The 13,771-nt window shown below is 67.3% G+C and carries 15 protein-coding genes; 12 read left to right on the forward strand and 3 right to left on the reverse strand.

Annotated features, from left to right (window positions below; translation table 11 throughout):
* Positions 1-6 precede the first annotated feature (6 nt).
* Positions 7-1,425, reverse strand: coding sequence for an NYN domain-containing protein (locus tag NJE57_RS05175; protein ID WP_319027334.1), 1,419 nt, complete (start codon positions 1,423-1,425; stop codon positions 7-9).
* Between the two features lie 101 nt (positions 1,426-1,526).
* Between NJE57_RS05175 and NJE57_RS05180 the strand changes: the two genes are divergently transcribed.
* Positions 1,527-2,387 carry a mycofactocin-coupled SDR family oxidoreductase gene (locus tag NJE57_RS05180; protein WP_319027335.1) on the forward strand — a complete coding sequence of 287 codons (861 nt, stop codon included), beginning with the start codon at positions 1,527-1,529 and terminating at the stop codon, positions 2,385-2,387.
* 84 nt (positions 2,388-2,471) lie between these two features.
* On the opposite strand, the gene NJE57_RS05185 is transcribed toward NJE57_RS05180, so the two are convergent.
* A complete protein-coding gene (locus tag NJE57_RS05185; protein WP_319027336.1) occupies positions 2,472-2,606 on the reverse strand; it encodes a hypothetical protein in 135 nt (44 codons plus the stop codon).
* Between the two features lie 300 nt (positions 2,607-2,906).
* On the opposite strand from NJE57_RS05185, the gene NJE57_RS05190 reads away from it, so the two are divergent.
* From NJE57_RS05190 to NJE57_RS05240, 11 genes are all read left to right on the forward strand, one after another.
* A complete protein-coding gene (locus NJE57_RS05190; RefSeq protein WP_319027337.1) occupies positions 2,907-4,148 on the forward strand; it encodes an acyl-CoA desaturase in 1,242 nt (413 codons plus the stop codon).
* Positions 4,149-4,329: 181 nt separating this feature from the next.
* Positions 4,330-4,926: a transcriptional regulator gene (locus tag NJE57_RS05195; protein WP_319027338.1), complete on the forward strand. Its 597-nt coding sequence runs from the start codon at positions 4,330-4,332 to the stop codon at positions 4,924-4,926.
* A gap of 504 nt (positions 4,927-5,430) precedes the next feature.
* Positions 5,431-5,649, forward strand: a complete 219-nt coding sequence (locus tag NJE57_RS05200; RefSeq protein WP_319027339.1) for a Flp family type IVb pilin — start codon at positions 5,431-5,433, stop codon at positions 5,647-5,649.
* A gap of 89 nt (positions 5,650-5,738) precedes the next feature.
* Positions 5,739-6,125, forward strand: coding sequence for a TadE/TadG family type IV pilus assembly protein (locus tag NJE57_RS05205; protein WP_319027340.1), 387 nt, complete (start codon positions 5,739-5,741; stop codon positions 6,123-6,125).
* A 17-nt stretch (positions 6,126-6,142) separates the two neighbouring features.
* The gene (locus NJE57_RS05210; protein WP_319027341.1) at positions 6,143-7,042 is read left to right on the forward strand and encodes a pilus assembly protein TadG-related protein; all 900 of its coding nucleotides are present in this window, start codon (positions 6,143-6,145) and stop codon (positions 7,040-7,042) included.
* A 10-nt stretch (positions 7,043-7,052) separates the two neighbouring features.
* On the forward strand, positions 7,053-7,775 hold the full coding sequence (locus tag NJE57_RS05215; RefSeq protein WP_319027342.1) for a Flp pilus assembly protein CpaB: 723 nt from the start codon (positions 7,053-7,055) through the stop codon (positions 7,773-7,775).
* Positions 7,772-9,013, forward strand: a complete 1,242-nt coding sequence (locus tag NJE57_RS05220; RefSeq protein WP_319027343.1) for an AAA family ATPase — start codon at positions 7,772-7,774, stop codon at positions 9,011-9,013. Before NJE57_RS05215 ends, NJE57_RS05220 begins: the two co-directional genes overlap by 4 nt.
* Positions 9,010-10,527: a CpaF family protein gene (locus NJE57_RS05225; RefSeq protein ID WP_319027344.1), complete on the forward strand. Its 1,518-nt coding sequence runs from the start codon at positions 9,010-9,012 to the stop codon at positions 10,525-10,527. The genes NJE57_RS05220 and NJE57_RS05225 overlap by 4 nt, the downstream gene beginning before the upstream one ends.
* Positions 10,524-11,480: a type II secretion system F family protein gene (locus NJE57_RS05230; RefSeq protein WP_319027345.1), complete on the forward strand. Its 957-nt coding sequence runs from the start codon at positions 10,524-10,526 to the stop codon at positions 11,478-11,480. The genes NJE57_RS05225 and NJE57_RS05230 overlap by 4 nt, the downstream gene beginning before the upstream one ends.
* Positions 11,481-11,510: 30 nt before the next feature.
* Complete coding sequence (locus NJE57_RS05235) at positions 11,511-12,407, forward strand: type II secretion system F family protein (protein ID WP_319027346.1); 897 nt, start codon at positions 11,511-11,513, stop codon at positions 12,405-12,407.
* Positions 12,408-12,423: 16 nt separating this feature from the next.
* Positions 12,424-13,071 (forward strand): A24 family peptidase, encoded by a 648-nt coding sequence (locus NJE57_RS05240; protein WP_319027347.1) that lies wholly within the window; start codon positions 12,424-12,426, stop codon positions 13,069-13,071.
* 36 nt (positions 13,072-13,107) lie between these two features.
* On the opposite strand, the gene NJE57_RS05245 is transcribed toward NJE57_RS05240, so the two are convergent.
* Positions 13,108-13,650: a hypothetical protein gene (locus tag NJE57_RS05245; protein ID WP_319027348.1), complete on the reverse strand. Its 543-nt coding sequence runs from the start codon at positions 13,648-13,650 to the stop codon at positions 13,108-13,110.
* Positions 13,651-13,771 lie beyond the last annotated feature (121 nt).

Genomic DNA, 13,771 nt, shown 5'->3' on the forward strand with positions numbered 1-13,771 from the left:
CCCGACTCAGCGGTGCTTGAGTAGGACTGCGCGGATCCCCTCGTGGAATCCGTCGCGCAAGCGCACCCGCTGGGCCTCGGTCAGGGTGAACTCGTTGAGCATCTGGCACGCGAACTGCAGCAGCGGGCGGTCCACCACAGGTGGGAGCACACCCCCGGACAGCAGGTGCGCCTGGTCACGCTGGTCCTCGGTCGCGGCCTGCTCGTACCACCACATGGCGTACTGCTGGCCCACGTCGAACGGAGTCTGCTCGCCGGAGGAGGTCCACACCTCCTCGGACAGGGGGACGAACTTGGACCGAAGCGGGCGGCGGTGCGGGGCCATCATCGACGGGCTGGGCCGGGAGGAGCCGTTTGTCGCGGTGCCCGGCGTCGGTCCCGGTGTCGGTGGCGGCCCCGGAGACGGCGCCTCCTCGGCCGGTGGGGTCTGGTCGGACAGGGTCCGGGCGCGCGTCCGTGATCGGGACTGCTGGTCCCGGGGCTCAGCTTCCTGCTGCCCTTCGCCTCCCTGGCCGGCCGGCGGCGGGGTCACATCGGACGGCCGCGGGCCGGGCACCGCTGTCTCGACCCCGTCCGTGTCCGTTCCCGCGGCCGGGGCGCCACCGCCGACTCCACTGCCCGTGCGTGCGCCGTCGGACTCGGTGAGTGCCGCACAGTCCTCTTCGTCGGCCGCGAGTTCCTCGGCGTCGGCGGCCCACTCCTCGTCGGCGATCGTCAGTTTGGTCTCGTCGGCGACCGAGGTGGCGGCGGCGCGATCGGACCGGAGGTGCACCTCGACCATCCCCACCGACTCCTCGCCCTCGGGTTCGGGCTCGTTGGCGTCGTCTCCCGGCGTGGTGGGCCGCACCGTCGTCGTCCGCACCTTCGGCGGGATCGGACCCTCGAGAACCCTGATCTGCATGGCGTCATGGAAATCGGTCCGTGGATCCAGAACCGTGGTGGTATCGCAGGCATGTCGCAGCGCCGAGGAGATGGAATCCCAGCCGAAGCCCACCAGATGCATCCGCACGCCGGATTCCACGGCCACCCGCACCCCCGGGATCATGTCCGCGTCCCCGGTGACCAGCACCATGTCCGCGCACTGACCCTTGTAGGCGGCCTGGATCATGTCCGCCACCAGGAGGGTGTCCACGGCCTTCTGGGTCCGGCGGTCGCCCCATTCGATGAGCTGCCCGGCGCGCAGCTGCACGCCCTCGATCACCCGGAGGGTGCGCTGATAGCGGTGCGGACCGGAGTCCGGGATCCCGTCGTACCAGTTCTGTCGCTGAACGGGCTGATCCACGAGTCCGTGGGCTACCTGATCTAATCGGTGTACGACCGTGGCCAGGGATATCTCCAATTGGCCACGCGCACCCTCCTCCCATGAGTTGTAAAAGCTAGCCAGTAGATATGACGTATCCACGAGGACCAGAGTCCTTTGCAGCATGATGATCACTACCAATCAGTCTGTATACGTTGGACTTCCAGCATGCCGCAGGGCGGACGACCCCGCAGAGGCCCGCCGCCGAACACCGAAGGACTCTCACCATGTCGAACCCCAACACGACCCCGCCCGAGCTCACCGGCAGGGTCGTCCTGGTCACCGGAGCCGCCCGCGGGCAGGGCCGGGCCCACTGCGAGGCGTTCGCGGCCGCAGGGTGCGACGTGATCGCCCTGGACCTGTGCCGCGACATCGAGACCGTCCCCTACCCGATGGCGAACCCGGAGGACCTGGAGGCCACCGCGGACGCCGTCCGTGCGCTCGGTCGGCGGTGCGTGACCGGGCAGGTGGACGTGCGGGACCTGCCGGGCATGCAGAATATCGTCGACGCGGGGGTGGCGGAGCTGGGGGGACTCGACTTCGTGGTGGCGAACGCGGGAGTCTCGCCCGAGCCCACCGCCTCGTGGGAGCGCACCGAAGAGGAGTGGGACACCACGCTCGACATCAACCTCAAGGGCACCTGGGTCACCACCACCGTCGCGATCCCCCACATTCTGGCCTCCGGCCGGGGCGGAGCAGTGGTGATCGTCAGCTCGATGGTGGGCCTGCGCGGCGCACCGTTCACCGCCAGCTACACGACCTCCAAGTGGGCGGTCCGGGGCCTGGCCAAGTCCCTGGCCGGTGAGCTCGGCTTCTCGGGGGTGCGGTGCAATTCGATCCATCCCGGCAACGTGCGCACCCCGATGATCGACAACCCGTCGATGATCGCCATGATGACCGGCGGCGAGGGCGCCACGCTCGAGGACGCCGCGGAGACCTTCGCCGGTATGAACCAGATGCCCGAGCCGTGGGTGGAGGCGTCGGCCATCGCGTCGATGGCCGTCTACCTGTGCAGCGACGCCGGCGCGGGCATCACCGGCGCGTCGATCCCCATCGACCTCGGCGGCAGCGAGAAGTTCGGCACCTGACCGGCGCACAGACGACACACGCCGGCCCGCCTCTCGCGTAAGAGGCGGGCCGGCGTGTGTCGGGCTCTACCCGGTTCTGATCGCTCAGGTCGTGGGAGCGACCGGACGCGGCACGCTCACGGTGGACCCGGTGGCGGTCCACACCAGGGTCCAGAAGATGTCGACGATGGGCTGGATCGCCTGGAGGAAGATGTCGTTGACACTGCTGCTGCTGCTCATGATGGGTCCCCTCGGTGGTTCGTACTGACGTACGTACGTCTGGTGTTCTCGTATGCTCTGTTCCCCGCCACGGCCGGTCCGAGCATCGCTCGTCAGACCGCCAGTGGCACGTGACAACCTGTCTGTCGTCATCAACCACCCCGACGTTACACAACCGTGACATCGTAAGCACGTTCGTCGTCGTCACGCCTCCACCGGAGAGCCCGGGAAGCGACGATGACGCGGCACCCATACATGTTCCCATGTGACTGTTGCAACTAAACCTACCTACGGGACCGTAACTTACGATACCGTAGGTTCATGGCTATCACCGACATCCCGGAATTCGCACACCTCTCCGAGGCCGACATCGAGGCTCTGGGCGACGAGCTCGAGCAGATCCGGAAGGACATCATCGGCTCCCTGGGCGAGCGGGACGCCACGTACATCCACAACACGATCCGCTTCCAGCGGGCCCTCGAGCTGAGCTCCCGCGCACTGCTCATGGTCGGTTCGCGCAACCGCACGGCGTGGGCGATCGGCGCCGGCGCACTCGGGCTCTCCAAGATCATCGAGAACATGGAGCTCGGGCACAACATCATGCACGGGCAGTGGGACTGGATGAACGATCCGGAGATCCACTCCACCACGTGGGAGTGGGACATCGTCGGCACCGCCGAGCACTGGAAAGCCACCCACAACTACATCCACCACAAGTACACCAACATCGTCGGCATGGACGACGACGTCGGGTACGGCGTGCTCCGGGTGACGCGCGACCAGCGCTGGCACCCCTTCTACTACGGCAACCTCGCCTACAACGCGGCCCTCGCGCTGCTGTTCCAGTGGGGCGTCGGCATCCAGCACCTCGAGCTGGGCAAGGTGGCCAAGGGGCGCGACGACCGCCGCGAGACCATGAACAAGCTCGGGCTCTTCGCCAGGAAGGCCGGACGCCAGCTCGCTAAGGACTACGTCTTCTACCCGGCCCTGTCCCGCAAGGGGTGGAAGTCCACGATCACGGCGAACATGGCCGCCAACGGCATCCGCAACGTGTGGACCAACGCGGTGATCTTCTGCGGCCACTTCCCGGACGGCGCCGAGAAGTTCACCAAGAAGGACGTGGAGAACGAGACGCGGGCCGAGTGGTACCTGCGGCAGATGCTCGGCTCCGCCAACCTCACCGGTGGGCCGGTCGTCGACTTCCTCTCGGGAAACCTGTCGTACCAGATCGAGCACCACATCTACCCCGACATGTCGTCCAACCGCCTGGCCGAGGCGTCGGTCCGGGTGCGCGAGGTGTGCCGCAAGTACGACCTGCCCTACGTGGCGGGCCCGCTCCCGGTGCAGTACTTCAAGGCGTGGAGGACGATCGCCAAGATGTCGCTGCCCAACCACATGCTCCGTCGCACTGCGGACGACGCCCCGGAGACCCACTCCGAGCGCATGTTCGCGGATCTTCCCAAGCCCCTCAAGGCACAGGGTGAGGGCCAGCGGGCCGGTCTGCAGACGGCTCTCGAGTACACGCGTTCGCGCCGCTCCCGCAAGGTCGCCCCGGCGGCCTGACCCACCGGGTCTCCCACACTCCACGCCCCGACACCGAAACCGGTGTCGGGGCGTGGTGTTGTTTCCCCGCCTCCGGCACGTTTCCGGCGATAGGCTGACCCCCTAGTCGGCGCCAGGCGTCGACGGCCCGCGCTACAGCGGTCGAGCCTCAGCCACGTGTACGACGACGACGGGAGCCACCATGGAGGACCGGCGCATGCTCATCGCCGATTCGGCGATCGAGGTGGTGGCCAGGGACGGCGTCCGCGCGCTGACCCACCGTGCCGTGGACTCCGAGGCCGGCCTGCCCTCAGGCTCCACCTCCTACTACTGCCGGACCCGCGCGCAACTCCTCTCCCTCACCGTCGACCGGCTCACCTCGCTCCTGCGTGGGTTCGTCGAGGTCTCCGGGATCCAGGAGCTGGCCTCCTCCGACGCCGACGACGTCCTGTCGATGCTCACCCGCATGATCGAGGGCCTCCTCGCCGACTACCGCGGCGAACTCGCGGCCCGCTCCGCGCTGATCATGGAGCTCACCGGCAAGGACGACACCACCGACCTCGTGGCCGCCCTGCTCGACCCGAGCGACCTCGCCGGGCCGCTCGACGCTGCCGGCCTGCGTGATCCCGCCGCGGCCGCCCTGGACCTCCTCGCCGTGTACGAAGGACTGCTCTGGGAGCGCACCGTCGGACGGTTGGCCGGCACCGAGGTCGACCACGAGCACGACGCCCATCTGCTCGGTTCCGCGCTCTCGCGCCACGAGCACCGCGGCGGACGCCTCTTCGGTCTCCTGCGCTGACTCCCTCTACCAGTCGTCTGAGACGGACGGTCGGTTCCGTCATGCGTGTCGCCTCACCAGCGTCACGGCCGTCCAGCACCCCGTCGTACCCCCACTTACCCTTACCTATGTAGACGTACAGGCTTCTCACAGACTAAGGTCGGTTCGCAGACGCACCCCTCACCACCCCTCCCGTGCTTTCGCGTCGCGATCTCCGTTGCCGCCACCCTGGCGACACTCCGAGACCATGACCGTCGACAACCACTGTGCGGCTTGAAGTGTGCACCGTTCAGTTGCAGCCCCGTACGGATCAGAACGGTGAGGGACGCGTCCTCCGGCAGCCTCAGGCCGGGCCAGATCTGGCGCTACACGCTCCGGTTCCGTGAACTGAGGCACTGAATTAATCAGTTTGCTTTGATATCTGAGGAAACTGTGTAATAGTGATCAGCGTCACTGATTCACACCGAATCGGACGCCCCTCCCCTCGGGCCGCTCGGCCCCCGCACCAGAGAAGGACGGTTCATCATGAGCCAGGCAGCTACCTACCTCTTCACCCTCTTCGCCCTCGTCGGGGACCGCTTCGAGGACCGCAAGGACCGCGGCGCGACGGCCGTGGAGTACGGCCTGATGGTCGGCCTGATTGCGGTTGTGATCATCGTGGCCGTCACCGCACTGGGTGGCCAGCTGGAGACCCTGTTCGACAACATTTCGGATCGGCTTCCCTCTGGCGCCGCAGCGGCCTAGAAGTCCGAAGCCTGACTTCCGGCGCAGCACCCACCGCATGTGGGCGCTGCGCCGGAGTCGGTTCCCCCCTTCCCCCTCGAGGACAAACCATGACCAGTCCCCTCCGTGACCGCGGAGCCGCGGCCGTGGAGTTCGCCCTGGTCGTCCCGATTCTGCTCACGCTGGTGATCGGGATCATCGAATTCGGCCGCGCCTACAACATCCAGACCACGCTCTCCAACGCCGCCCGTGACGGCGTCCGCGTGATGGCACTGCAGAACGATGTGACCGCCGCGAAGTCCGCGGTAATCTTCGCGGCTTCCGGGCTCGACATCCCCGATTCGCAGATCACGGTTGACCCGATCAACTGCGCGCCCGAGGATTCGACACCTACCGCCACGGTCACGGTCAACTACCCGTTCGAGCTGCTCAGCGGGTTCCTCCCACTCGACGACTTCACCCTCACCGGCAGTGGGAGCATGCGATGCAACGGCTGAGTGGCGATCGCGGAGCCGTGAGTGTCCTCGTGGCGTTACTAATGGTCCCGCTGCTCGGCTTCGCTGCCATCTCGATCGACATCGCAGCTGTCCACTCCGACCGTCAGAAATTGCAAATGGGCGCGGACGCCGCTGCCCTCGCGATCGCACAAGACTGCTCCAGGAACAACTGTGAGACCACCCGAGCCAGAACCACTGCGGGCCAGCTCGTCGACATGAACACTTCACAGGCCGACAACACGGTATCGGTCGACCTCGTCGCCTCGGCCGGGAAGGTCACCGTCGATACATCCGGGACCCGGGAGCACCTGTTCGCCCCAGTACTGGGGATCGACGAATCGGAAGTCGGCGCCACCAGCACAGCAGGGTGGGGCTCTCCGATCAGTGGAACTGCTGCGCTTCCGCTCGCTTTCTACGTGTGCGAGTTCTGGGCACAGACCGGCGGGGGGAAACCGTCGGACACGGTCGAGCGGACTATCGACTTCGCCAAGACCTCGAACACCGATTGTCCCGTGCCTCAAGGAAATCTGGTCCCCGGAGGGTTTGGCTGGCTCGCTCCGAATGCAGGGACGTGCCAAGCGTTCAGCCGGATCGGCCAGGAAGTGCAGGGCGCCCCCGGCAACAAGGGCGGCACGAGTTGTATGTCGTCCCTTCACAACAAGACGATTCTCCTGCCCCTCTTCGACCAGTACCGAGGACAGGGAAACAACGCCTACTACCGCGTATACAACTACGCGGCCTTCACGATCACCGGATATCACCTGTCCGGCGCGCGCTGGAACAGCCCGTGCAGCGGCAATGAACGGTGCATCAAGGGCTACTTCACTGAGTTTCTCGATCGCTCGGACGACTTCCAGTACGGGCCGAGCACGCAGAACCTCGGTGCCAGCGCCGTCTATCTCCTCCCAGACAATTAAGTGAGCTGAAGTGAACCGTCGTCTCGTAGCAGTGCTCGCCGCCGTCCTCTTGGCGCTTCTCGGCGCCGTACTCCTACTGCGCTACGTCGGCGCGGCGGACGAACGGGCGATGGCCGACCTCCAACCGGTGAGCGTCCTGGTCGCGATCGCGCCGATCGCCGAGGGGACCCCCGCCTCGGCACTCGGCGAGTTGGTCGAGGAGCGCGAACTTCCTGCCGCAGCGGTGGGCCCGGGTTCGGTGACCGATCTGACGGAGCTCGGGACCATGGTCGCCGCCACCGACCTCGCCACCGGGGAACAGTTGCTCTCCGGACGCTTCGCGTCGCTGCAGTCCCTCCAGCAGTTCGGCGGCATTCCGGCCCCCGAGGGCTTCCACCAGGTGGCGGTCCCCCTGGACTCCTCGCGAGTCGTGGGCGGCACAGTCACCCCAGGTGACACCGTGGGAGTGTTCGCCACGATCGGTGAAGAGACGCACCTGATGCTCCACAAGGTTCTCGTCCTGCGAGTTCAAGGTGGCCTGCCGTCCTCGGGTTCGAACGAGGAGACCTCCGACGATCCCGCAGACGCTCCCGTGTACGAGGGAAGTGTGCTGGTGACCCTGGCTCTGACGGCGCCGGACGCCGAGAAGGTCGTCTTTGCCGGCGAGAACGGCTCCATCTGGCTCTCTCTGGAGGACGCCGAAACCCCTCAGGACGGCACCCGCATCGTCAACCCCGGGAACGTGTACCGATGAACAACATCCTGCTGGCTACTGACTTCGTCGACCTCCGCGACCGGTTCCGGGCCGCCACCGGCCAACCAATACCGGCACTGCCCCCCGGACCGCTTCCTGCGGGCCCCGCACAGTTGTTCCAACTGCTAGAGGACGGAGCGGTCCCCGAGGTCGTAGTGATCGACGAGCGCTCCGGGACGGAGGCGGCACTGGAGCTTGCGACCCGGCTGAACGTCGAGTGCCCCGGTATCGCCGTGGTCTTGGTCAGCGATCGGGCCGCCGAGCTGGGCCTTGGCGCGATGCGGGCGGGGGTGAGCGACATCGTCCCCACCGAATCAGACGAGGACGAGATCCGTCAGGCACTCGATCGCGCCCTCAGGGTCACCCGGCAGCGCTCGCCCGCAGGGCAGGGGGACGGCGCCGACCCCGGCCAGGGCTCGCAGTCTGGCCGGGGCCGGGTGCTCAGCGTGGTCTCGCCGAAGGGCGGGGTGGGCAAGACGACGATCGCCACCAACCTCGCTGTAGGACTCGCTCGATCCGAACCGCACTCCACGGTCCTGGTGGACCTGGACCTGCAGTTCGGAGACGTGGCCAACGCGCTCAATCTCTCGCCCGAACACACCCTCGTGGACGTGGTGCAGGGGGTCGCCGCCCGCGACTCGATGGTCCTCAAGACGTTCCTGACGCAGCACGAGACCGGTTTGGCCGTTGTGTGCGGCCCACATTCGCCGGCCGAGGCGGACCTGGTGGGAGTGGAAGAGCTCACCCACCTACTCCAGACACTGGCGTCGGAATTCCGGTACGTCGTGATCGACACCGCCCCGGCGCTCACCGACCACACCCTCGCGGCGCTCGATCTGACCGACGACCTGGTCCTGCTCACCAGCATGGATGTTCCCGGGGTGCGGGGGCTACGCAAGGAACTGGACATCCTTCGCGACCTGGGGATGGCGTTCGAACGCCGCCACGTGGTGGTGAACTTCGCTGACACCCACTCGGGTCTTACCCGGTCAGACGTAGAGGCGACCATCGGAACAGGCGTAGACCTGGTCCTGCCTCGATCACGCGCCGCTGCGGTCTCCATGAATCAAGGCGTCCCGCTACTGCTGAGCGAAGCCCGCGATCCCATGACCAAGAAGCTGCGACACCTGGTGGACCGCTTCACCCCCGCCCCCATGAGAGACCCCCGACCCGCGAAGGCCACGGCCGGTCCCGGCTTCGGCGGCCGTCACCGACTTCGTCGAAAAGGTGCACAATGAGCCTGAGCGACCGCCTACGCGCCGCCCGTGGTGAGAGCCCCGCACTGGGATCTGACACCTCTCCCGCGACCGCGGCGCCCTCTGCAGGCGCAGAGGACATTGCTGCTCAGCCAGCCCCGACTGCCCCCGGGGCCGCCGCCAGGCCCGCGCGTGTCTCACAGGCCGCAAAGCTACCGGCCCCCTCAGCCCCACCGTCCCCCTCGGCGCAGCCGGAGCCCGACGCGCTGATCGCACTCAAGGATCGCGCGTCCGCTGCGCTGTTCGAGCGGGTGGGGGCCAGGCTCAACAACCCGTCTCTCACCGAGGATCAGCTGCACGCCCTGGTGCGTACAGAACTCAACAAGGTCGTCGAGGACGAGACGGTTCCCCTGACCGCGGAACAGCGGCAGCGGCTCATCAGCGACATCCAGGACGACGTTCTGGGGCACGGCCCTCTCGAACGACTCCTGGCGGACCCCACTGTCACCGAGATCATGGTCAACGGCCCGGACATGATCTACATCGAGCAGCGCGGCCGCCTGACCCGGAGCGCCGCCCGCTTCACATCCGAGGAGCACCTGCGACAGGTCATCGAGAGGATCGTCTCTCGGATCGGGCGGCGCATCGACGAGTCCTCGCCCCTGGTCGACGCACGTCTGGCGGACGGATCGCGCGTCAACGCCGTGATCCCCCCGCTGGCGGTCAACGGTTCATCTCTGACCATCCGAAAGTTCTCCAAGGACCCCTTCAAGGTCAACGACCTGATCGGGTTCGGCACGCTCACCCCGGAGATGTCCGAACTCCTACGGGCGTGCGTCCAGGCCCGGCTCAACATCATCGTTTCCGGCGGCACCGGAAGCGGTAAGACCACGCTGCTCAACGTCCTGTCCTCGTTCATCCCCGAGTCCGAGCGGATCGTCACCATCGAGGACGCGGTCGAGCTGCAAATGCAGCAGGACCACGTGGTCCGCCTAGAGGCCCGGCCCGCGAACATCGAGGGCAAGGGTGAGATCAGCATCCGCGACCTGGTGCGTAACTCGCTGCGTATGCGCCCCGACAGGATCGTGGTGGGCGAGGTCCGCGGCGGAGAGACCCTGGACATGCTGCAGGCCATGAACACCGGCCACGATGGGTCACTGTCGACCGTGCACGCCAACTCCCCCCGCGACGCGGTCGCGCGCCTGGAGACCTTGGTGCTCATGGCCGGGATGGACCTGCCATTGCGGGCCATCCGGGAGCAGATCGCCTCTGCCGTGGACGTGATCATCCAGCTGACCCGATTGCGTGACGGCACCCGGCGGGTCACGGCGGTGACCGAGGTCCAGGGAATGGAGGGCCAGACGGTCACTCTGCAGGACGCGTTCCTGTTCGACTATTCCGCGGGCGTGGGACCCGACGGGAAGTTCCTCGGCAAACCGGTCTCCACCGGGGTGCGTCCGCGCTTCACCGACCAGTTCGCGGAGATGGGCATCACCCTCTCGCCCCGGGTGTTTGCGGTACCCACGCCCACCGGGAACACCGGGAAGAACCGATGAACGGTTCGGTCGGCCAGGTCCTGGCCTCCCCGGCTGGTCTCGGGGTGGCTTCGCTGTCGCTAGCGCTGCTGATCGGTACGTTCCTGCTCTTATCCCCGCGCCCGGGCCGCGTCCCCCGCGCCCGTCGCCGGCCGGGCATCCATGAGGGTCCCGGGATCATCTCGCGCACGGCGACGGCAGCCACCACGGCCATCGACACCACCCTGAGCCGCCGTGGCGCCCCGGGGGCCGGCGCGTTGGAACGGGCCGGGGTGAAGATGAGCCTGCAGGACTTCGTCTTCCTGGTGGGGATCGCCGCCGTGGTGACGTTCGCTCTGGGGTTGGTCGCGGTAGGACCGGTGACGGGTCTCTTCCTGGCCGCACTCACGCCGATCGCAGCCAAGTTCGCGCTCGACATCCGAGCGTCTCGTCGGCGGTCAGCTTTCGCCGACCAGTTGGACGACTCCCTGCAGCTGATGGCCAGCAGTCTGCGAGCCGGCCACAGCCTGCTGCAGGCCCTGGCCTCGGTGGCCCGCGAGGCCGAGGAGCCCACCTCGGAGGAGTTCGCCCGCATCATCAACGAGACCCGCGTCGGCCGCGATCTCGCGCCCGCGTTGGAGGAGACCGCCCGCCGAATGGGCAGCGAGGACTTCGAGTGGGTCACCCAGGCCATCGCCATCAACCGCGAGGTCGGTGGCAACCTTGCCGAAGTCCTCGACGGCGTCGGCCACACCATCCGGGAGCGCAATCAGATCCGCCGCCAGGTCCAGGCTCTCGCCGCCGAGGGCAAGCTCTCGGCCTACGTACTCATGGCGCTGCCGTTCGGAATTTCCGGATTCCTGTTCATGACGAACCCCGAGTACATCTCCAAGTTCACTGAAGGCCTACTGGGTTACACCCTTATCTGCGTCAGCGTGGTCCTGCTAGTTGTGGGTGCACTCTGGCTGCGCAAGGTCGTCAGCATCAAATTCTGAAGGCCAATCACGTTCTGAGAGGAGCACGCCGTGGCACCGATCGCACTGCTGGCCGTCCTGACCTTGGCCGGCTCGGTGTTCCTGCTGAGCTGGGCCGTCTTCGCCGGCCCCGGGCGCGTCCGCCAACGCACGGTACTCAACCTCCACCGCGGGATGCACCCCGAGCAGGCCCCGGAGGCCGACCTCCCGGGCGAGGAGGATTCCAGCGGCTCGCTGTCCACGATCGCGCGGAAGCTGACCCCGGCACCGTCGATCCGGATGCTCGACAGACTGCTGATCAAGGCCGGCAGGCCGCAGGGCTGGCCGCTGGACAAATTGCTGGTGGCCAAGCAGGTGCTGGGTCTCGGGGCGGTGGTGCTGAGCCTGGCGTTCGTCTCCAGCACCACCGGCGCGCTGCCGCTGCTGCTGGCACTGGCCGTCACCCTGGCGTGCTACTTCCTCCCGGAACTTCTCTTGCACAGCCGCGGGCAGGAGCGCAGTCAGGCCATCCAGCTCGAGCTGGCCGACACCCTGGACCAGATGACCATCGCGGTGGAGGCCGGGCTGGGCTTCGACTCCGCCATGGCGCGGGCCGCGAAGAACGGCAAGGGTCCACTCGCTGACGAGTTCTCACGCACGCTGCAGGAAATCCAGGTGGGCCAGCTTCGCCGTCACGCCTACGAATCGCTGGCCCGCCGGACCGATGTCGCGGACTTGCGCCGCTTCGTCCGCGCCATCATCCAGGCCGACGCCTACGGCATCTCGATCGCCGACGTCCTGCGCACACAGGCCTCCGAGCTACGGAGCAAGCGCCGCCAGCGTGCCGAGGAGAAGGCGATGCAAATCCCGGTCAAGGTGATCTTCCCGCTGATGCTGTGCATCCTGCCGGTACTGTTCATCGTGCTCCTCGGCCCGACCGCGATGAACATGATGGAGGCCTTCTCCTGATGCCCGTGATAGCCGCGTGCCCCTGACCGCCGCGCCCCTGACCATCTTGCTCACCGCGGTGGTGTGCGGGGCACTCGCCGCGGCGCTGACCGGGTGGATCCGGACCATCGCCGAGTCCGACTCCCTCTGGCTGCGTAGCGGCGTCCACGTGGCCCTGGCGGCCGCCGTTGGGGCCGGGGCCGCCGCGCTGGCCGAGAACGTGCCCGAACTGGTCGCCTTCGCCGCGCTGGCGGTGGCGTGTGGGCTCCTCGTGGCGATCGACCTGGCCGTGCACCGACTACCCGACCTCGTCGTCGTCCCCATGTACCCGATCCTGTTCGCGGCGCTGGCCACGTCGTCCGCGGTGACCGGCGACTGGGGCGCCCTCGGGCGCGCCGCCGCCGCGGCCCTGGCTCTACTCGCCTTCTACTTCACCCTGGCGTTCATCAACCCCTCTGGGCTGGGCCTGGGCGACGTCAAACTGGCCGGCGTGCTGGGGGCGTTCCTGGGCTGGCTGGGCTGGTACTACGTGCTGGTCGGAACCCTGGCCGCGTTCGCGATCAACGCGGTCGTCGCTCTCATCCTGCTCCTCAGCCGTAGAGCCGACCGCCACACCGGCATCGCGTTCGGTCCCGCGATGATCGCCGGTGCGGCGGCGGCTGCGTGGCTCTCGGTCGGCGGCTGACTTCCCTTGGCACGCCGCAGCCGAGCCTAGCGCGGGTCAGCCGACGCTACCCGCGTCAACGACCCCGTTCGTCTCGCCATCACCCTCATCGGTGCTCTGCGCGCTGCCGAACAGCGAACCGAGTGAACCGGTAGCAGAGCCACCCTCGTCGGGTTCATCTACGGGATTCGGCGTCCACTTGGCGGCCGGGCACCCGTTGATGTCCGGGACCACTTCCGCGCGCCACGTGGTCCCGTCCTCGAAGGTGTAGTCGACACGGACGCCGCCCGGCTCGTTGAGCTGCGCCCGGGTCACATAGAGCCAGCTCCAGTCTCCCGAGTAGTCAGCGATGTAGCCGGGAACACCGTTTCCGTTGATGTCGACGAGTCCGCCATACGAGGAGTCGTCGAATACCGTCGTGTTCGAGTAGAACGGCGAGCCCCAGGAGATCTCCCACATGTCCTGCTCTTCGAAGTAGTTGACGTCGCAGGGGTCCGGAAGGTCGATCTCGGTCTGTGCCTGAGCGGGAACCGCCAGCGCAGCGGTGGTGAGCAGTGCCGCTGCGGATCCCGCCAGAAGCCGGGTGAGAGTGGGGTGCATCGTGGGTCTTCTTCCTGAACGATAGGGGCGGGCCGCGGCCCACCCTAAGTGTGATCTAGGACACACGCTACCGCTGTTGTCGACCCGTTTCCCCGGAACCGCCCTCTCGGCGAACTCTCGA

The organism is Dietzia sp. PP-33 (genome assembly GCF_033790845.1).
GTDB lineage: Bacteria > Actinomycetota > Actinomycetes > Mycobacteriales > Mycobacteriaceae > Dietzia.